This window comes from Parasphingorhabdus pacifica (genome assembly GCF_054779195.1).
In genome coordinates this window covers 17,351-36,535 of record NZ_BAAGYS010000016.1, presented here as the reverse complement: position 1 = coordinate 36,535, position 19,185 = coordinate 17,351, and the positions used below count along the sequence as shown (strand labels likewise).

Here is a 19,185-nt window from a genome sequence, read left to right as displayed (position 1 = left end):
GACATCCGGAGAGCGATCGATGATGGTGTGCTGCTCGGAGCTGACACACACCTATGGGGCAACCAGTGCTTCCGGAATTTCGGCAGCGCAGGCGCGTAATGCGGAACGGTCGAGCCCTTCGCGCGCGAGCACGTCGATGAGAAGCTCGAGCGCTTCGGGTGGGTTGGGCGAGTCCGGCTGTCCCGCGTCCGAGGACAACACCACGCTGTCCAGTCCCACTTCGTCGGCGAATGCGGCGAGCCTGGCGGGGGTGCAGTCCGGTTGGTGCAGGAGTTGGAACGTGGTTATCTCCGCCAAGGCTCCTCGCGCGGTCAGCTCGGCGGTCGCGGATGCGGACATTGCCGGAACCGTGTAGCTGGGGTGAGTCAGCAGGAATCTGCGTACTCCGTGTTCCTGCGCGGTGGACAGGAGCCATTCGGCCTCGGCTCGGCTCACGTGACCGGTGGCCAGCACCGCGTCCGCCTCCGCGATCATTCGGCAGATGAGCCGAACGTCTTCCGCGGTGGACCAGTCCACCGGAGGGATCGCATACGCGTGCTCGGAGAGTTCCGGGCGCAGGCCGCAAAGACTGGGCAACCTAGCCGTGCGTTGGCCATGAGCGTCGGCGGTGGGCATCCAGACCAATCTGCCCCCGGATTGAAGGCACGCCGCCACCGCCGTCGGATTGACCCCGCCCACGTGTTGGTTCAGCGCGACGCCTCCGTACACCCGAAGACGTCGGCCGCGACCGGCCGCGGCCGCGCGCCCGACCGTTGACTCGTAGTGGCCCTTGAGGACGCATCCGGTGAACCCGGCCGAAGCGTATGCGGCCACGGTGTCCCGGTCGTCCGCGAATCGGGGCGTCACATCAGGTGCGGCATGCACATGCAAGTCGAACACGGCACCCACCTTGATATGCGGAGTTCTCCGCGGGCAACGGTTGTTGCTGCGACAGCAACAACGGTTGGTTCAGATCAGTCCGCACCTTCCTCCAGGAGCCGGTTCACCTCGCGTGAGACGAGACCGAAGCGTGCTTCCTGCAGCAGTGGCATCTCGCGGCGCCGACGGCGAGCGGCCTGGACATCGAGCTCCACCACCGTCAACGACGCCTCGTTGTGCGGAGCTTCGGCCAAGACCTCTCCCCATGGATCGAGCACCCGCGAACCACCCCAGAACGAGACACCCGCCTCGTCGCCGACCCTGTTGACGAACACCACCCAGCACTGCTGCATACGGGCGATGAACAGCAACAGGTCACGCCAGTACGCGGCCGTGTCCACCGCACCCGGCGCGACGCCTGCGGCACTGTTGGTCGGGATCAGCAGAATTTCCGCTCCGTCCTGTGCCGCCAACCACGGCAACGCCGGCTGCCAGGCGTCGTTGCAGATCAACGTCGCCATCCGGGCATGCCGTGTCTCGTAGGCGCGCATGGCCTGCCCCGGGCTGGAGTGCTTGCGTTCTTCCCAGTCCAGGTAGTTCGGCAGGTAGAGCTTGCGATGGGTGTGCACGTGCGCGCCCTCGGCGTAGTAGCTCGCCGAGTTGTAGCGGCGCAGCCGGCTGTCCTCGTGCAGGCCGACCGACACGTCCGGTCCGTACCGCGACAGCTGCGCGAGCCGCTCGTCGCCCACGCTGATCGACCGGTCCTCCGACACGGTGCCCAGTGCGTAGCCGTGCAAACTCAGTTCGGGGAACACCACAAGATCAACGTTCTCCGCGGCCGCCTTCTGGACGACCTCGTGTGCCTCGTCCAGATTCGCCTGAACCTCTCCTAGCCGACAGTCAACCTGTGCAAGCGCGACTCGCATGGACTGCACCCCTCTCCTTCGTTTCCGGCCCGGGTAGCGATGGTGTGGACTGCGGTTTCTAGCGGGTGCGCTTGTCGTGGGCAAGCACAGTTGCTCGGCGGACAACCAGCCGGGCAACGACGGGGGCAGCACTGTTGACGCAAACAGGCCTGCGGCGTCGAAACGTCACTGTCCAGAACCCACGTTCCCACGTTCACAGCGGCTGGCGACCCCGATGGCCAGCGACGATCCGGATGGTTGTTAGGACAGCAACAACGGTTGTCCAAGTCACCCGGTTGGGTTCATCATTCCGGCCATGGCTACGGAGGGTTCGTCCAGCGTTCACCGTGCGGTGGCTATCTTGCTGGCCTTGGGTTCGCAGGAGTCAGCCGAGCGAGGCAGCCTCGGTGTGGTCGAGATAGCGCGCCGGGTCGGGAAGGAGAAGACACAGATCTCGCGTGCCCTGCGCATGCTGGAAGAGACCGGGCTCGTCGAACGCGACCACGACACCCTCGGGTATCGGCTCGGTTGGCGCCTGTTCACCATGGCGGTCAACGTCGGACAGCAGCGACTGCTTGCCGAAGCGCCTGCGGTGTTGCGTCGGTTGGTGTCGGCCACGAAAGAGCGCGCCCATCTGACCGTGCTCGATGGTGACGGCGCATTGACCGTCCTCTCCGAGAGCCCCATGCGAGCGGTGCAGACCGCGGGCTGGGTGGGACGGGTTACTCCGCTGCATACCACCTCCTCCGGTCGTGCGCTGTTGTTCGACCACAGCGATGCGGAGATCCGCGAGCTGCTCGCCGACACCCACTTCGGTTCGGCAGGGCCGAACGCACCGCACGACGTGGATGAGTTCCTCGTTCGCCTGCGTGAGGCGCGCCTCCGTGGGTGTGCGCTGGTGGACGACGAGTTCGAAGAAGGCCTCGTCGCCGCCGCGTCACCGATCCGCGACTTCCAGGGGCAGGTCTGCGCCGCACTGAACGTCTCCGCTCCCAAGTTCCGCCTCGGTAGCGATCTCGACAAGGCCGGGCGCATGGTCTGCGCCGCGGCCCATCAGATCTCCCGGGCGATGGCAGGTCTCGAGCCGCTCGAGTCCCCACGCCCTCCCCATCCGGCCCAAACGGACCGGAACCGGTAGTACCAACATCAGGAGGAATCGGTGACTTCTCGTCCCCTTCCGTTTTTCAGTAGTGGGTTGCGCTTGGATGCGGACCTGCACCTACCCGACGACGGTGGCGCAGGTGCGCCGTACCCGGTGGTCATCCCCTCATCGGGCTACCAGGGCCTGAAGGTGATCCACCCGGAACGATTCGCACGCGCTCTGACAGCCCGCGGCTACGCGGTGCTCGCATTCGATTACCGAGGATTCGGCGCCAGCGAAGGCGAGCGAGGGCGACTGATTCCGCAGGAATGGGCGGAAGACCTGCGCGCAGCGGTTGATCGAGCGTCAATTGTGGATGAACTGGATGCTGACCACATTGGACTTATCGGTTGGGGGATGGGCGGCGGTGTGGTCGTTGCCGAAGCTGCCGAGGATCCGCGCGTGTCCGCCGTGGCCTGCGCCAACGGCATCGGCGACGGCACCCGATCCACCCATAGCATGCACGACGATCAGACCTGGAACAGTCTGCTCACCCGAATCGCCGCCGACCGGGGCCGCCGCGCCGAACTCGGCCGCTCCGAGGTCACCTCGCCATGGGACATCGTCCGTCTCGATCTCGACAGCGCCACCGACGGATACGTCGGCGACGAGCTCTACCAGGCACCGGGGTTCGGGGCCGGGGTGTCACTCGAATCCGCCGAGATGCTGCTGCGTTTCCGCCCCGAAGCCGTCGCGCACCAACTGGCAGGACGCCCACTACTGATCGTGCACGGCGAGAAGAACGAGCTCTACAAACCCGAAGAGGCTCACTCCCTCTACGCTCACGCCGACGAGCCCAAACGCCTCGACATCATTGAAGGCGCCGGGCACACCGAGTGGATGTTCGACGAACACCCGACCTTCCAGCACCTCGTCGACGTGCTGGACAAGTTCTACGCCGACGCCTTCCAACACGCACCAGCAGGCTGATCGGAGCGCGCCGCCATGACTTTCCTCGAATATTTCGCCGGAAACTGGCCGGAGGTCCTCGACGCCACGATCGCGCATGCCGTGCTCGTGATCGAGGGCCTGGGGCTGGCGGTGCTGATCGGGGTGCCGATCGCGGTCCTCACCTACCGAACCGGCGCTCCCCGCGCCGTCGTACTCGGTCTCGCGGGCTTGCTGCTGACCATCCCGTCGTATGCGTTGTTCGGGCTGCTCATCGCACCACTCGGGCTGGGAGCCGCACCGTCGGTCGTCGCACTGACCATGTATGCACTGCTCCCGGTGGTCCGCAACTCGGTGGTCGGCCTGCGCGATGTAGATCCCGCCGTCGTCGAGACGGCTCGCGGGATGGGAATGAACCGGTTGCGGCTTCTGACCTCCGTGGAGTTTCCACTCGCCTGGCCAGTGGTTATCACGGGACTACGGGTGGCCACGCAGCTCCTGTTGGGCATCGCCGCGATCGCCGCGGCGGTCAACGGGCCCGGCTTGGGCAACCTCATCCTCGATGGACTCGCAAAAGCGGGAACGCCGTTCGCCATCTACCTGACCATCGAAGGCGCCGCGGCCATCGTGCTGCTCGCCGTGCTGTTCGACGCAATGTTCGCTGTCCTGAACCGGCTCACCACGTCGAGGGGACTGTAGTGCCTGAAAAGACCCACACTCAGCGCAATGACGCCATGATCAGCCTCGAACGGCTGAGCAAATCGTACCCAGGTCAGCATGCACCCGCGGTTCGCGAACTGACTCTGGAAATCCCGGCCGGGGAAATCGTGGCCTTCGTCGGACCATCCGGCTGCGGCAAGACCACCACCATGAAGTTGATCAACAGGCTCATCGAACCCACCTCCGGGCGAATTCACCTCGACGGAATCGACGTCACCACAGTCAACCCGGACCAGCTACGCCGGAAGATCGGCTACAGCATCCAGCAAACCGGCCTGTTCCCGCACCGCACGGTCGCCGACAACATCGCCACCGTGCCCAAGATGCTCGGCTGGAACGCCCGGCGCATCTCCTCCCGCGTGGATGAACTGCTCGAACTCGTCGGTCTCGACCCCGCCAACTACCGCAAGCGATATCCGCGACAACTATCGGGCGGTCAACAGCAGCGCATCGGCGTCGCGCGGGCACTGGGCGCGGACCCGGCCGTGATGCTGATGGATGAGCCGTTTGGCGCAATCGACCCGCTCAACCGAGAAGCGCTGCAAAACGAGTTCCTTCGCATCCAGGCCGAACTGCGCAAGACGATCGTCTTCGTCACCCACGATATCGACGAGGCGATCAAGATGGGTGACCGCATCGCGATCTTCGAGGAAGGTGGCCACATCGCCCAGTACGACACTCCGGAACGGATCCTCGCCGAACCCGCTGACGGATTCGTCAGCGACTTCCTCGGCTCCGGGACCGCGATCAAACGGCTCTCGCTCGCCCGGCTGAGTACGCACGAGATCCCCGCCTGGCCCGTCGTCGATCACCAAGCCGATCGCGCGCAGCGCCTGGCTGCAGCACAGGCCACAAGCAGGGAATTCCTCCTCGTGCTCGACTCACAGCGACGCCCGACCGGCTGGCTCCCTACCGCGAGCGCCGGTGAATCCGACCAAGCGGTGCCGTTGATCTCGCCACTGCGGTCGCACGACAGCCTGTTCGACGCCCTCGACCAGATGCTCTCGATCAATTCCTCGGCTGCGGTCGTGGTCGATGACAACGGACGCTATCTCGGTGTTCTCGAGCTGGACACGATCCGCACCTTGATCAACACCGATGCCAGGCGGAATCACGTTCGCCCGGACGAACTTCAGGGGGTGTAGCGCGAGATGACAGTCCTTTCCCGCAGGCGCCCGCTGAGCATCTCAGGCCTGTCCCCTTACCGATCCCGCACGGTGCGGAACGCGGTCACACCCCTCGCACTCGGACTCGTACTGATCGCGCTCTACGCCTACGTCTCAGGCCAACCCCTCGATCTGATCGAACAGCGCAGCCTCAACACCGACTACATCCTGAACCGAACGTGGAAACACCTGCTGCTCACGGTCATCGTCGCAGTGCTCATCCTGGCCACCGCGATCCCGGCCGGCATCGTGCTGACCCGGTCCTGGGCTCGGCGGCTCGCCGCCCCGATCCTGGCCATGGCCAACGTCGGGCAGGCAGTACCGTCGCTCGGTCTGATCGTGCTGCTCGCGGTCACCTTCGTCCGCCTGGGCGTCAACCAGATCGCGATCATCGCGTTCGCGCTTTACGGCATCCTCCCCGTCCTGCGCAACACCATCGCAGGCCTGCAACAGGTGGACCGCGCGGTGATCCAATCCGCGCGGGGAATGGGCATGACCCGCCTCGCGGTGCTGTGGCGGATCGAGCTTCCACTGGCCGTGCCCGTGATGCTCGCAGGTATCCGCACCGCGCTGGTCATCACGGTTGGGACGGTGGCGCTGGCAACCTTCATCGGCGCCGGAGGACTCGGCGACATCATCTCCAACGGCATCAACTCCAGTCGCAACCTCGTGCTCGTCACCGGCAGCGTCCTGGTCGCCGTACTGGCCTTGCTGATCGATTGGCTCGCCGGGATGGCAGAAGACCTCCTGCAACCACGAGGTCTCTGACCTCACAGACCTTCCGGAGGTAACACCGTGTTTCGATGTGCCGGAAAGCAGTCCGGTCGCCTCGTGTCGCTGCTGGTTCTCACCGCGGCAGTGGCTACGGGCTGCTCCGCTGGGGCTGAGCCCACCGAACAGGTCTCGGCGAACCCGGGAAAACTCCAAACCAGCTCGATCGGCCGTGACTTCGACTTCACCGGTGCGCATTTCACGGTGGGGTCCAAGGAATTCACTGAGCAGGTCATCCTCAGCAAGATCGTGATCCATGCGCTGAAGGCGGCTGGCGCGCAAACCAGCGACCAGACCGGCCTCGCGGGATCCACGATCGCTCGAAACGCCCTGCAGAGCAGCCAGATCGACATGTACTGGGAATATGCCGGAACCGGCTGGTCCCAATTCCTGCAGCACGACACTCCCGTACCCGGTGACATGGAACAGTACCGAGCCACCGCCCGGGAAGACGCGCGCAACGGTATCGAGTGGCTGGGGCCCGCCCGCTTCGGCAACCAGTACGCCATCGCACGCGCCGCGAACGCGCCCGGGCCGGTCGGTCAGGTGAACAGCCTCAGCGAGCTCGCGCGCTTCACCGCTGAACATCCCGACCAGGCGACCCTGTGCGGGGCGTCGGAATTCCTCGATCGCGAACTCGAACCGCTCCAACAGGAGTACGGAATTCGCTTCCCGTCCACGCAGGTCTACCAGAACGCCTTCGCGCTGAACTACGTCAACGTCGCGAAAGGGAGCCCCTGCAACTTCGCCGAGGTGTTCACCACCGACGCACGCCTGAAATCACTCGACCTTCAGGTGCTGAGCGACGAGAAGACCCAGTTCAGCAGTGAGCGGGCCGCACTCACCGTCCGGAGCGAAACCAGTCGCAAACATCCGGAGCTGGCCGAGTTCGCCCGCCGGATCGGCAACGAGCTCACCGAGGACACGATGATCAGACTGAACGGGATGGTCGACCTGCAGGGTGCAACTCCCGACGAGGCCGCCAAGCACTTCCTTCGCACCCGTGGCTTCACAGGATGAGCGGTTCGGATGACCGAGGCACGGCCTACCAGCCCGTTTCCGTCCCCGGTGGACTTACCGCACGAGTTCCACTTCGATGCTTCCGAACATGCCCGGGCACGTCATTGACCAGGACTTGAGCCAAAGTTCGAGGGTCGGTGTGCCTCTTCCGGCCACCGAGATCCGATGAAGCCCGTTGAACTGGTGCGAGAGCGCAGTTCAACGGGCTTTTTGGTGTCCTGTTGCTGGTTACCCCTTTCCGGCTCTCGGATCAGCACTCACAAAACGCGCCCCGACCGCATCGCGCCTTGATCTCCCGAGGCGGAAGCGTCGGGCACTGCATGACGATCATGTTTTGCATCAGTCGGGTGGGCGCTTCCTCGGAGTGCGTCAACGTGACTCGGGACCACGCGTCGTGGGCGCGTGGGAGGCGGAGAGTCGGCCGGTCAACGCGGCATGACGCTCACGGCAGAAGTCCACGAAGGCCTGTGCTCGACGGTGCAGCCTCATCGACTTCGGCCAGGCGACCAGGATGCGCTCGTCCCGTACGTCCTCGGCAATCTCCTTGATCACGAGGGGGCGTCCTTCGTAAGTGCGATCGTTCTCGGGACGCTGGACGAGTACCGCGTATCCCATGCCGCGGCCGACGAGAGCACGAGTGAGTTCGAACGTCGTCGGCCGGTAACGCACCTCCGGCGTGACGCCCGCATCCTCGAAGATCCGATAGGTGTTCGTCCAGCTCGGCGGAGCGTCGAATTGGACGCACGGCTCGTGGGCCAGGTCGGCGAGCGAGACTTCTGCGGCGTCGGCGAGCCGGTGGTCCGCTGGAAGCAGTACGTGGGGCCGGATCGTATTGATCACGGTACGCGCCATCTCGGGCTCCACAGCCATGTCGTAGAGGATCGCGAGATCCAGCTCGCCTTGGCGTAGCCGCCGTTGGAGCACGTCCTGGGTGCCCTCGCTGAAGTCGATGGTCACACCGGGGTGGAGATCGCAGAACTCCTGCATCAGCGGCGGAAGCGCGGTGGGCGCGAGCGTGACGTAGCAACCGATCAAGAGCGTGCCGGCGAGTGTGTCGCCACCCCCCGCGATGCTCTCCATGTCCTCGGCGCGTCGGAGCAGATCGCGCGCGTGCTGCAGCACCTGGAGGCCCGACGGGGTGAGGGTGACGCCGTGAGCCTTGCGGCGTACGGCCAGCTGAACTCCGAGCGCGCGCTCCAGGTCGGCGAGGGCCTGGGACAGCCCGGGTTGGGACACCCGCAACGCCTCGGCAGCACCGCTCAGCGTGCCGGCTTCGGCGATGGCGACGAAGTACTCCAGCTGACGAAGCGAGTAGCGCACGTTATTCATCAGTTCAGCTTATATAGAACCCAGTTTTTTGGTTCTTTTCCTGCTTATGTGGCTGCTGGCACAGTGAACCGCACGCGGCGCGAAGGGTGTCACCCGTCACACCGGCCGCACAGCCATCTCACCTCAGGAGCACCCCGTGGCAGCAACGACGCACGCGCCCCTCGGTGCGCAAGCCCGGCCGGTCAGCCCGTTCAAGGTCGCCTCGGCAAGTTTCATCGGCACCGCGATCGAGTGGTACGACTTCTTCATCTACGGCATGGCCGCAGGCATCGTCTTCGGTCCGCTGTTCTTTCCGGAATTCTCGCCGCTCGCCGGCACGCTGGCCGCATTCGGCACCTTCTCGGTAGGCTTCCTCGCACGCCCCTTGGGCGGCGTCATCATGGGTCACTTCGGTGACAAGGTCGGCCGCAAGTCGATGCTCGTCATCTCGCTGTTCCTGATGGGTGCGGCCACGGCCGGCGTGGGCCTGCTCCCGACGTACGACACCATCGGGGTCTGGGCACCGATCCTGCTCGTGGTCCTGCGATTCGTGCAGGGTATCGGCGTCGGTGGCGAGTGGGGCGGCGCCGTGCTCATGGCGGTCGAGCACGCCCCGCGGGAGAAGCGATGCTTCTACGGCAGCTTCCCGCAGATGGGAGTCCCCGGCGGTCTCCTTCTCGCCAACGTGGTCTTCCTCGCCACCTCCTCGACTCTCAGCGACGACGTCTTCACCGAGTGGGGCTGGCGGGTCCCGTTCCTGTTGAGCGCCCTGCTGGTCGCGGTCGGCCTCGTCATCCGCTTCAGGATCACCGAGAGCCCCGAGTTCGAGGAGGTCAAGGAAAGCGGTGAGGAAGCCAAGTTGCCCATCGTGGCGGTGCTCCGCGAGCACCCACGGCAGGTGTTGCTCGCCGCTGGCGGCTTCCTCGGCAACAACACCATCGGCTACATCTTCATGGCCTACCTGTTGTCCTACGGCACGAGCGTGCTCGGGCTCGACCGCAGCACCATGCTCACCATCACCCTGGTAGGTGCCGCCGCGTGGCTGGTCGTCATCCCGTGGTCCTCCCAGGTCGCCGATCGGCACGGGCGGGAGCGCGTACTCCTGATCGGTGCCGCGGGCCTGACCGCGTGGATGGGGGTGCTCTTCCCGCTGGTCGACACCGGTAATCCGACCCTGATCACTACCGCGATCCTGGGCACTGCCTTCTTCCTAGGCGTCACCTACGGCCCGATCGCCTCGCTGTTCTCCGACCTGTTCAAAGCCCGGGTCCGCTACAGCGGTGCCTCGCTGGGTTATCAGCTCGGCTCGATTCTCGGTGGCGGCATCGCCCCGACCCTCGCGACCGCGCTCTACGCGACGGCCGACGGTTCCGGTCCGGTGACGGTGTACCTCGTCGCGGTCTCATTGCTCAGCCTCGGTTGCCTGGTCCAGGTCGCTCGCGACCTTCGTTCGGCCGAGAACTGAGCCGAATCCACCCGAAGAAAGGAAGAACAATCATGGCCGCCAAGCCTTTCGCCTCCTCCGCCGACCTCGGTGAGAAGACCGAGAACCTCGATATCCTGGCTGACGGCGTTTACGCGCTGACCGCCGAGGGCGACCCCAACGTGGGCGCCATCGAGGGGGAGGACTTCCTGGTCGCCTTCGAGGCTCGCGCCACCCCGTCCGCAGCAAAGGACTGGTTGAAGAAGCTGCGCGCGCACACCGACAAGCCGATCAAGTACCTCGTGCTCTCGCACTACCACGCCGTCCGCGTGCTCGGCGCCTCCGCTTTCGAAGCCGAGGCGATCATCGCTCACGAGAACACCCGCAGCCTCGTCGAGGAGCGCGGCAAGGAGGACTGGGACAGCGAGTTCGGCCGGATGCCGCGCCTCTTCCGCGATCCCGACTCCGTCCCCGGGCTCACCTGGCCCGACCTCACCTTCACCGACCGCATGACCATCGATCTCGGTGGTGACCGGGGCGAACTGGTTCTGCAGTACTGCGGACGCGGCCACACCGCCGGCGACATCGTCGCCTGGCTGCCCCGACAGAAGATCCTCTTCGCCGGTGACCTGGTCGAGGCGGAGGCCGCGCTCTACACCGGTGACGCGTTCCACGAGGAGTGGTCGAACACAACCCTGGACCGGGTCAAGGAATTCGGTGCCGAGGCACTCGTCGGCGGACGTGGCGCGGTGCCTCGCGGCAAGCAGGCCGTCGACGCTGCGATCGAGCAGACCCGTTCGTTCCTGGTCGTGATGCGCGAAAAAGTCGGCGAGGTCCACGCCCGCGGCGGCACGCTCAAGGAGGCCTTCGAAGCGACCCGCGAGGCGCTCGCTCCGAAGTTCGGTGCCTGGCCGATCTTCGAGCACTGCCTGCCCTTCGACGTCCAGCGGCTCTGGGACGAGCTCGACGGCATCGCGTGGCCGCGAGTCTGGACCGCACAGCGCGACCGCGAGGTCTGGGCCGAACTGCAGGGATGAGTGAGATGACTACCCTTCCGAAGCACGCCGGGCCACTGGTGACGGTGGTCGGCAACGGTCCTGTCGGGCAGACGACCGCCCTGCTGCTCGCCCGCTGGGGCATCCCGGTGGTGCTCCTCGATGCCCGTCCGGAGCGCGACGCGGTCGGTTCCAAGGCGATCTGCCAGCAGCGCGACGTCCTGGACATCTGGTCGGCCGTCGGCGCCGACGAGATCGCAGAAGACGGTCTTACCTGGGGCACCGCGCGTACTTTCTACCGCGAGCACGAGCTCTTCTCCTGGTCGTTCGTCGACCGCGGCCACTCGCCGTTGCCGCCGTTCGTCAATGTCAGCCAATGCCACTCCGAGCAGGTCCTCGACGAGCAGATCACGAACCAGCCGCTCATCGACGTCCGCTGGGACCACGACGTCACCGCGATCGACCAGGACGACAAGGAGGTCGTGCTCACCTGTGCGACCGCCGATGGCGAGAGCCTACTCCGAGCTGAGTACGCCATCGTCGCGGCTGGTGCACGCGGTGACCGGGCCCGCGATCTGCTCGGCGTGAGGTTCGAGGGGCAGACCTTCGACGACCGCTTCCTCATCTGCGACATCCGCGCCGATCTACCTGGTTGGGAGGACGAGCGTCGCTTCTACTTCGATCCGGAGTGGAACCCCGGACGACAAGTACTCATCCACCCCTGTCCTGATTCGACGTTCCGGGTCGACTGGCAGGTGCCTGCGGACTTCGACCTTGCCGCCGAGGTCGCCGACGGCCGGCTCGACGCGCGCGTCCGGGCGGTCATCGGCGACCGCGACTACGATTTGGTGTGGAAGTCGGTTTACCGGTTCCACTCCCGGTGTGTTGATCGGATGCGGGTCGGTCGGGTGCTCCTTGCCGGCGATTGCGCGCACCTGGTCGCCCCCTTCGGCGCCCGCGGACTCAACTCCGGTGTCGCTGACGGCGAGAACGCGGCTTGGAAGGTCGCCTTCGTGCTGCACGGCTGGGCACCGGAGTCGCTGCTGGAGACCTACCATGATGAGCGGCTGGCCGCGGCGCACGAGAACCTCGCCGTCACCAGCGGGACCATGCGGTTCCTGGTTCCGCAGAACGAGAACGAACGGCAGTCGCGTCACCAGCTCCTGGAGGAGGCGCTGGACAGCGAGGATGCCAAGAAGTGGGTGGACTCCGGGCGATTCGCCGAGCCGTTCTGGTACCTCGACTCGCCGTTGACCACCGTTGACCCGAGTCGCCCGTTCGGCGGCCGGCCCCCTCGCGGGGAAATGCCTACCGCCGTACCCGGCGTCCTGATCCCCGACGCGCCGGTCACCACTCAGGACCGGCCCGACGTCACCCGGCTACGTCACCTGGTCCGCGACGGCCTGCTGGCGCTCACCACCGACGGGGTGGACGCCGCCGAGGTCGCCGTCATCCTGCAGGAGGCCTGCAAAGCACCCCAGCGAGTGATTCGCCTGGCCGACATCGACGAGCACGGCACCATCGCCACTGCTCTCGGAGTCCAGCCGGGTGAGATCTGGCTGGTCCGCCCCGACGGCCACCTGGCCGCCATTGTTCCGTCCGAAACACCGGACGCTCTCGCCTCGGCCGTGGTTCGGTTGCTCGGCGCCGCTTGAGCCTCCGCTTGGCCCGAAGGTACCGGAGCAGAGAAGACCGGCACCGCGGTGCTGGTCGGAACCAGCCGGACGACTAGTTCCGGAGAACGTTGAGTTGCCACCGGAACCACTCGGACAAGATGCATCGCGCAGGCTGAGTTCACCCTTGGTTCTGTTCCTCGATGATGGAAATGAGTTCGTGTGCACTGTGGACCGTGTGCTTCCTGAACGCGGCTTCGGTCTGCGCGCGGTCCTTCGACAACAGGGCGTCGATCAGACGATGGTGCACGAGATTGGCTCGCGCGGGGTCGGAGCGGCTGGCTTGGTCATGAGCAAGAGCAATGGTTAGATGGGCTTCTGTTACCGGCCACATCCGCAACAGCATCGAATTCTCTGACGCCACCCAGATACCGCGATGAAACGCCACGTGAGCTTCATGACGAATAAGCGCGTCCGGTTCGTTCTCCCATCGTGCGTATTCTTCCCAGTATTCCTGTACAGCGGCCATACGCCGACCGCTGTCGTCCTCGAGGATGGAGTCCACAGCAAGCATGTCCAGAGCATGGCGAGCGTGGGCGATATCAAGAATCTGGGCAGGTTCCAGACTCGCTACGCGCAAACCGCGGTAGGGTTCTTGGACAATCAGCCCTTCCTGGGTCAACTGGCTCAGTGCTTCACGGATCGTAGGCCGACTGACGGTCAGCGTCGTCGACAGATTGGCCTCGGTGAGTTTGTCTCCGGGGCGTAGGTTCCCTCGGACAACGGCTCTGCGCAGTTCCCGGACGACGCTGTCCCTCCTGGACAAGATCGGCGCTGGAGAGAGCTGCTGGCTGGAAACCTCAGGAATCGAAGCAGACGAAGGCAAAGGTATCGCAATCCTATCAATCGACGGTCGGATTAGCTGATTGTTTGACACTCTGAGCGGACCTTAGTCGAGAACCACTCCGAGGCCATCCTGGAGGGGACCGACACCGCACCCTCCCCACGAACGCATGTCGGGGGCGTGTCGTCGATTGATGCGCTCGTTGGCTATACCCCGGTGGGTGTGTTGTCCCGCGACTCCCAGACAGTGGCTCCCTTGATGCCGGCCACGGCGGGGTCGAATACCGGGTCGAGCCCCTCCTGCTTCTGACGTTCGTAGTCACGAAGAGCCCGGAGGGCTGTCGGAACGAGCAGGGCGATGGCGATCATGTTGAACCAGGCGATGAGCCCGTACCCGATGTCACCGAGCGTCCACACCAGGTCAGTGGTCCGCACCGTGCCGAGGTAAGCCGACACCAGCACCGTCGCCTGAAGGATGCGCGCCGGGACACCGCGGGAACTGCCGGTGAGGTACACGATGTTCGTCACGCCGTAGTAGAAGTACGTCAGAAGCGAGGTGAAGGCGAAGAAGAATATCGCGATGGCTACGAAACCAGCGCCGAAGCCCACTCCTGGAATGACCGTATCGATGGCCGCCTGCGTGAACCTCGCCCCCGGCTCGACGCCCGGAAGGTGCTCGACGAGTACGGCGCGCCCTTCGGGAAGAACGTTGTACGCGCCGGTCGACAGGATCATCACACCGGTCGCCGTGCAGACCAGGAGGGTGTCGACGTACACGGAGAACGACTGGACCAACCCCTGCTTGACCGGATGGGAAACCGAGGCCGCCGCACCGGCGAAGCCACCTTCGCCGACACCGGCGACGTTTGAGTAGAGGGACCGTCGAACCCCCCAGGACACCGCCGCGCCGATCATGCCGCCGAAGACCGCGTCAATTCCGAACGCCGAGGCCAAGACCAGGCGCACAACTTCGGGGACCACCCGAAAATTCATGATCAGAATGATGATCGCGATAAGGACGTAGCAGACGGCCATGACGGGCACGACCTTCTCGGCGAACGCGGCGATGCGCCGCGTGCCACCGAAAACGACCAGTCCGAGCAGAGTTACCAGGGCCAGCCCGGAGATCCATGTCGGAACACCGAAGGCGGCGTCCAGTGAGGTGACGATCGTCGAGGATTGCACGCCGGGGATCAGTAGCGCGTAACACAGTACGGCGACGCTTGCCGCCGCGACAGCGAGCCATTTCTGACCGAGACCCTTTTCGAGATACCAGGGAATGCCCCCGCGGTACTCACCTTCGGACTTGACCTTGTAGATCTGACCGAGCGTGGCCTCGATGAACGCACTGGAAGCAGTGAGCACGGACGTGGCGATCATCCAGAACAAGGCGCCGGGACCACCAGAGGAGATCGCGATGGCGACGCCGGCGATGTTGCCCACGCCGACACGCCCTCCCAGGGCCATGGCGAAGGCTTGAAAAGGGGAGGTTCCCGTTCCCGATTCGGCACGTCTGAAAAGACACTTGACCATTCCTGGCAGGTGCCTCACCTGTACCGCCCGAGTGGCGATGCTGAAGATGAACCCGCTGATGAGCGTGACATACACCAACGGGTTCCAGACGAGGTCGTAGATGTTGGTGAGGAGTGCGTCCATGTGATTCTCCCTCTGCATGAGAAGACGGCCTTGTCTCCTGAGAGGCGTCCCATCCCGCGGATCGCCGCGAGTCCATGAGCCCAGCCCTGGGCGGTGGGCCGAGCCAGAGCCCTGGCTTCCCCGCCTAAGTGAATGCAGACGACTGGAACACCCAGGCTTCTGCCCAGGTGTCAAATTGTCAGTCAATGTTGCAGGGAGTTAAGCATGTGGCTCCCACCACGTCCAGACCTTGGAGTAAGGAACTGAATTTCCGTTGATCCCCGCAGGAACATCCTGTTGAGACATGCTTGACGGCACAGCCCAAACGACAAAGCCGTTGTGCTCGACCGTCCACGTTAGGCCGTGCATTTCGCGCAGCACCGCACGAACGGATGTACAGCGGTGCAGCGCGCACCAACAGCGCACCACATTCGTCGTGTTCTGATCGAAAGCGTTGGACAGTGCCACCCTCGTCGCCGCCAGCTCTCGTCGCCCCAGCCCTCGCCGCGCCAGGAAAATACCCACATAGGACATTTACCTGGCCGCGGATGGGCATGCGGACCCACCGGAGCCTGGTCACCGGCTCCGGTTCCCCTTCACCGGTCCGGATCGCGGGAGCCGGCCGTAGAATCGCGCCGACGTTGACGTCTGCCGGTAAGATCCTGCGGGTGTGCCAACGCTTTGCCTGGCGGTGTGAACCGCGCAGGAGTATGCGCCACAGTGCGAGCGGTGACGCCACGGGTACCCCGACGAAGGCGTTTCCCGGTTGCCCGACCCGGCGCACTGACAGGCGAAAGCGGCAGGTTCTGGCGGCAGCCTCTCCTGAACCACTTTCGGCAGCCGGAACGACCGGTCGACCGGGAACAAGTCGGATCCGTTTACTCGCCTTCCGTGGTGTCTAAGTGTTGAGGGCTCGGTCGACCGTGTCGAGCGCCTTGTCGAGGACGGCGATTCCCTCTCGTGCTTGTTGTTCGGTAATCGTGCAAGGCGGTACAACGTGTACGCGATGGTAGGTCGTGGGGATCAGCAGGCCGGCCTCGGCGCACTCGGCGACGAGCTGCTTCATGACCGGGCTCGAGCCGCCGTACGGTGCCGCGGGTTCCTTCGTGGCTCGATCGGTGACGAGCTCCAGCGCCCAGAACACACCGATGCCGCGGACATCGCCGACGCTCGGGTGGCGTTCGGCGAGTTCGCGAAGTCCAGGTCCGAGCACCTTCTCGCCGATGGCAGCGGCATTGTCCACGATGCCCTCATCATCCATCGCGGTAATGGCGGCGACGGCGGCGGCGCAGGCGAGCGGGTGACCGGAGTAGGTGAGGCCGCCGGGATACACGCGGTGGTCGAAGGTCGAAGCTATCGCCTCGTTGACGGCGACACCGCCGAGGGGGACGTAGCCGGAGTTGACTCCTTTCGCGAAGGTGATCAGGTCGGGAACCACGTCGTAGTGGTCGACGGCGAACCAGGCACCGGTACGGCCGAAGCCGGCCATGACCTCGTCTGCGATGTAGACGATGCCGTGGCGGTCACACAGGTCTCGCACACCCTGGAGGTATCCGGGAGGCGGCGGCATGATGCCCGCCGTACCGGGAACCGTCTCCAGCGCGATCGCGGCGATGGTCGAGGGTCCTTCCAACTCGATGACCTGTTCGAGGTGTTCGAGTGCCCGCCGGCATTCCTCGGTCTCGTCGTTCGCGTGGAACGGGGACCGATAGGGGTAGGGGCCGAAGAAGTGGACCGTGCCCGAACCGGACTGCTCGTTGGGCCATCGTCTGGGGTCCCCGGTGAGGTTGACCGCTGTCGCGGTCGCACCGTGGTACGAGCGGTAGCGCGAGAGCACTTTGTGGCGTCCGGTGTGCAAGCGCGCCATTCGGACGGCGTTCTCGACGGCTTCCGCTCCCCCGTTGGTGAAGAAAATCTTGTCCAAGCCGTCGGGTGTGCGTTCGGCGATCAGGCGAGCGGCCTGACTTCGGGGTTCGGTGGCACAGGCCGGGGAAATTGTGCACAACCGAGCGGCCTGGCTCTGAACGGCCTCGACGACGGCCGGGTGCTGGTGCCCGATGTTGGTGTTGACCAGCTGGCTGGTGAAGTCGAGGTAGCGGTGTCCGTCCGCGTCCCAGACGTGCACGCCTTCCGCCCGCTCGACGACCATCGGGTCCAGCCCCGCCTGGGCTGACCACGAGTGCATCACGTGGGCCCGGTCGAGTTCATAGGTCCGTGTGGCTGGTAGCGACATGAGTGTCATGACAATCCCTGTCTGCTGCGGGGTGCGGTCAGGTGTTCTGCGGGAAACCGAGGTCGAGCCGCTGCTGTTCGGATTCGGGCCACCGCGTGGTGACGGCTTTGGTGCGGGTGTAGAAGTGCACCCCGTCCATGCCGTAGGCGTGGGTATCGCCGAACAGCGAGGCTTTCCATCCGCCGAAGGAGAAGTAGGCGACGGGCACGGGGATCGGCACGTTGATTCCGACCATTCCGACTTCCACTTCGCGCTGGAAGTGCCGGGCGGTGCGGCCGTTGTTGGTGAACAGGGCGACGCCGTTGCCGTACGGATTGTCGTTGATCAGATTCAGCGCGTCGTCGTAGGAGGCCGCTCGCAACACCGATAGCACCGGTCCGAAGATCTCGTCGGTGTAGATCGACATCGTCGGCGTGACGTGGTCGAACAAGGTGGGCCCGAGCCAGAATCCGTCGTTCGCGCCCTCCTGGTTTACCTCGCGCCCGTCGGCGACGAGTGCCGCCCCTTCGTCGACGCCCGCCTGCACGTACTCGGCGACCTTGTCACGGTGAGCGCCGGTGACCAGCGGCCCCATGTCGGTGCCGCGCCTACCGTCGCCGACCCGGACCTCGCCGATCTTCTCGCCGATCTTTGCGACGAGCTCATCGGCGATCGAGTCGACCGCCACGAGGGCGCTGACGGCCATGCATCGTTCCCCGGCGGAGCCGAATCCGGCGTTGACCGCCGCATCCGCAGCTTGGTCGAGGTCGGCGTCGGGAAGCACGAGCATGTGGTTCTTGGCTCCGCCGAGCGCTTGGACGCGTTTGCCGCGTGCAGTTGCCGCTTCGTAGACGTACCGCGCGATCGGCGTGGAACCGACGAACGACACGGCCTTGATGTCGGCGTGATGCAGCAACCCCTCGACGGCGTTCTTATCGCCGTGCAGCACGTTGAACACGCCTGGTGGGAGACCGGCCTCGGCCCACAGCTCCGCGAGCCAGTTCGCAGCGGACGGGTCCTTCTCGCTCGGCTTGAGGACAACGGTGTTGCCGGCCGCGATCGCGAGCGGGAAGAACCACATGGGCACCATGGCCGGGAAGTTGAACGGACTGATGACGGCCACCGGCCCCAACGGCTGACGCAATGAGTGCACGTCCACGCCGGTGGAGGCATTGTCGGTCATCTCGCCCTTGAGCAGGTGCCCCATCCCGCAGGCGAATTCCACGACCTCCACCCCTCGGGAGATCTCCCCGAGCGCGTCATCGAGCACCTTGCCGTGCTCGGCAGTGATGATCTCGGCCAGTTCGCCCTTGCGTTCGGCGAGCAGTTCGCGGAACCGAAAGAGGATCTGCGTACGCCGGGCGAGCGAGGTGTCGCGCCAGCCGGGGAAGGCATCCCGGGACGCACCCACGACCGCGTCCACGTCCGTGGAGTCGGCCAGGCGCACGTGCCGTTGCGCTTTCCCTGTCGCCGGGTCGAAGACCTCGCCGCTGCGGGCACCGGCCCCCTCCCACGGCTTGTTGTCCACCCAGTGCGGCAGTGTGGGCAGGGAAGAGACGTCGGGTGTCATAGGACTCCTCGTTGTTGGCGATGCTCGATTAATCGTCAGGCTCGGCATCACCCGCCTACAACTGACAGACCGTCACTTGTTGTCGCTTTCGCCTGACAACTCGTCAGTAGAATGAGG

The 19,185-nt window shown here is 65.1% G+C and carries 16 protein-coding genes; 9 read left to right on the top strand and 7 right to left on the bottom strand.

Annotated features, from left to right (window positions below; translation table 11 throughout):
* Positions 1-51: 51 nt before the first annotated feature.
* Together ACYVAN_RS22945 and ACYVAN_RS22940 are read right to left on the bottom strand one after the other, a co-directional pair.
* On the bottom strand, positions 52-879 hold the full coding sequence (locus ACYVAN_RS22945) for a DUF6282 family protein (protein ID WP_460962983.1): 828 nt from the start codon (positions 877-879) through the stop codon (positions 52-54).
* 74 nt (positions 880-953) lie between these two features.
* Complete coding sequence (locus ACYVAN_RS22940) at positions 954-1,784, bottom strand: nitrilase-related carbon-nitrogen hydrolase (RefSeq protein ID WP_460963037.1); 831 nt, start codon at positions 1,782-1,784, stop codon at positions 954-956.
* A gap of 295 nt (positions 1,785-2,079) precedes the next feature.
* Between ACYVAN_RS22940 and ACYVAN_RS22935 the strand changes: the two genes are divergently transcribed.
* The 6 genes from ACYVAN_RS22935 to ACYVAN_RS22910 all read left to right on the top strand — a co-directional run bounded on the left by ACYVAN_RS22935 (position 2,080) and on the right by ACYVAN_RS22910 (position 7,469).
* On the top strand, positions 2,080-2,901 hold the full coding sequence (locus ACYVAN_RS22935; RefSeq protein ID WP_460962981.1) for an IclR family transcriptional regulator: 822 nt from the start codon (positions 2,080-2,082) through the stop codon (positions 2,899-2,901).
* A gap of 21 nt (positions 2,902-2,922) precedes the next feature.
* Positions 2,923-3,834: an alpha/beta hydrolase gene (locus ACYVAN_RS22930; protein ID WP_460962979.1), complete on the top strand. Its 912-nt coding sequence runs from the start codon at positions 2,923-2,925 to the stop codon at positions 3,832-3,834.
* 15 nt (positions 3,835-3,849) lie between these two features.
* Complete coding sequence (locus tag ACYVAN_RS22925) at positions 3,850-4,491, top strand: ABC transporter permease (RefSeq protein WP_460962977.1); 642 nt, start codon at positions 3,850-3,852, stop codon at positions 4,489-4,491.
* Positions 4,491-5,657, top strand: a complete 1,167-nt coding sequence (locus tag ACYVAN_RS22920; protein WP_460962975.1) for an ABC transporter ATP-binding protein — start codon at positions 4,491-4,493, stop codon at positions 5,655-5,657. Before ACYVAN_RS22925 ends, ACYVAN_RS22920 begins: the two co-directional genes overlap by 1 nt.
* 6 nt (positions 5,658-5,663) lie before the next feature.
* Positions 5,664-6,446, top strand: coding sequence for an ABC transporter permease (locus ACYVAN_RS22915; RefSeq protein ID WP_460962973.1), 783 nt, complete (start codon positions 5,664-5,666; stop codon positions 6,444-6,446).
* Positions 6,447-6,509: 63 nt separating this feature from the next.
* Positions 6,510-7,469: a glycine betaine ABC transporter substrate-binding protein gene (locus ACYVAN_RS22910; RefSeq protein WP_460962971.1), complete on the top strand. Its 960-nt coding sequence runs from the start codon at positions 6,510-6,512 to the stop codon at positions 7,467-7,469.
* Between the two features lie 369 nt (positions 7,470-7,838).
* Here the strand turns inward: ACYVAN_RS22910 and ACYVAN_RS22905 are convergent, their stop codons facing one another.
* Positions 7,839-8,798 carry a LysR family transcriptional regulator gene (locus ACYVAN_RS22905; protein ID WP_460962969.1) on the bottom strand — a complete coding sequence of 320 codons (960 nt, stop codon included), beginning with the start codon at positions 8,796-8,798 and terminating at the stop codon, positions 7,839-7,841.
* Between the two features lie 136 nt (positions 8,799-8,934).
* On the opposite strand from ACYVAN_RS22905, the gene ACYVAN_RS22900 reads away from it, so the two are divergent.
* Genes ACYVAN_RS22900 through ACYVAN_RS22890 form a run of 3 tightly spaced genes read left to right on the top strand, consistent with a single transcriptional unit; the run spans position 8,935 to position 12,850 of the window.
* Positions 8,935-10,242 (top strand): MFS transporter, encoded by a 1,308-nt coding sequence (locus ACYVAN_RS22900; protein ID WP_460962967.1) that lies wholly within the window; start codon positions 8,935-8,937, stop codon positions 10,240-10,242.
* A 32-nt stretch (positions 10,243-10,274) separates the two neighbouring features.
* Positions 10,275-11,237 carry an MBL fold metallo-hydrolase gene (locus ACYVAN_RS22895; RefSeq protein WP_460962966.1) on the top strand — a complete coding sequence of 321 codons (963 nt, stop codon included), beginning with the start codon at positions 10,275-10,277 and terminating at the stop codon, positions 11,235-11,237.
* A 5-nt stretch (positions 11,238-11,242) separates the two neighbouring features.
* The gene (locus ACYVAN_RS22890; RefSeq protein ID WP_460962964.1) at positions 11,243-12,850 is read left to right on the top strand and encodes an FAD-dependent monooxygenase; all 1,608 of its coding nucleotides are present in this window, start codon (positions 11,243-11,245) and stop codon (positions 12,848-12,850) included.
* 139 nt (positions 12,851-12,989) lie between these two features.
* Here the strand turns inward: ACYVAN_RS22890 and ACYVAN_RS22885 are convergent, their stop codons facing one another.
* The 4 genes from ACYVAN_RS22885 to ACYVAN_RS22870 form a co-directional block, all read right to left on the bottom strand.
* Positions 12,990-13,694, bottom strand: coding sequence for a GntR family transcriptional regulator (locus tag ACYVAN_RS22885; RefSeq protein ID WP_460962962.1), 705 nt, complete (start codon positions 13,692-13,694; stop codon positions 12,990-12,992).
* A gap of 164 nt (positions 13,695-13,858) precedes the next feature.
* The gene (locus ACYVAN_RS22880) at positions 13,859-15,307 is read right to left on the bottom strand and encodes an alanine/glycine:cation symporter family protein (RefSeq protein WP_460962960.1); all 1,449 of its coding nucleotides are present in this window, start codon (positions 15,305-15,307) and stop codon (positions 13,859-13,861) included.
* A gap of 877 nt (positions 15,308-16,184) precedes the next feature.
* Complete coding sequence (locus ACYVAN_RS22875) at positions 16,185-17,519, bottom strand: aminotransferase class III-fold pyridoxal phosphate-dependent enzyme (RefSeq protein WP_460962958.1); 1,335 nt, start codon at positions 17,517-17,519, stop codon at positions 16,185-16,187.
* A gap of 37 nt (positions 17,520-17,556) precedes the next feature.
* On the bottom strand, positions 17,557-19,068 hold the full coding sequence (locus ACYVAN_RS22870; protein WP_460962956.1) for a CoA-acylating methylmalonate-semialdehyde dehydrogenase: 1,512 nt from the start codon (positions 19,066-19,068) through the stop codon (positions 17,557-17,559).
* Positions 19,069-19,185 lie beyond the last annotated feature (117 nt).

What these genes read in the sequence shown, in the direction of transcription:
- ACYVAN_RS22905 (WP_460962969.1), bottom strand. Translation starts at nt 8,798, where the DNA reads ATGAATAACGTGCGCTACTCGCTTCGTCAGCTGGAGTACTTCGTCGCC.
- ACYVAN_RS22870 (WP_460962956.1), bottom strand. Translation starts at nt 19,068, where the DNA reads ATGACACCCGACGTCTCTTCCCTGCCCACACTGCCGCACTGGGTGGAC.
- ACYVAN_RS22935 (WP_460962981.1), top strand. Translation starts at nt 2,080, where the DNA reads ATGGCTACGGAGGGTTCGTCCAGCGTTCACCGTGCGGTGGCTATCTTG.
- ACYVAN_RS22915 (WP_460962973.1), top strand. Translation starts at nt 5,664, where the DNA reads ATGACAGTCCTTTCCCGCAGGCGCCCGCTGAGCATCTCAGGCCTGTCC.
- ACYVAN_RS22890 (WP_460962964.1), top strand. Translation starts at nt 11,243, where the DNA reads ATGACTACCCTTCCGAAGCACGCCGGGCCACTGGTGACGGTGGTCGGC.
- ACYVAN_RS22925 (WP_460962977.1), top strand. Translation starts at nt 3,850, where the DNA reads ATGACTTTCCTCGAATATTTCGCCGGAAACTGGCCGGAGGTCCTCGAC.
- ACYVAN_RS22880 (WP_460962960.1), bottom strand. Translation starts at nt 15,307, where the DNA reads ATGGACGCACTCCTCACCAACATCTACGACCTCGTCTGGAACCCGTTG.
- ACYVAN_RS22940 (WP_460963037.1), bottom strand. Translation starts at nt 1,784, where the DNA reads ATGCGAGTCGCGCTTGCACAGGTTGACTGTCGGCTAGGAGAGGTTCAG.
- ACYVAN_RS22875 (WP_460962958.1), bottom strand. Translation starts at nt 17,519, where the DNA reads ATGTCGCTACCAGCCACACGGACCTATGAACTCGACCGGGCCCACGTG.
- ACYVAN_RS22895 (WP_460962966.1), top strand. Translation starts at nt 10,275, where the DNA reads ATGGCCGCCAAGCCTTTCGCCTCCTCCGCCGACCTCGGTGAGAAGACC.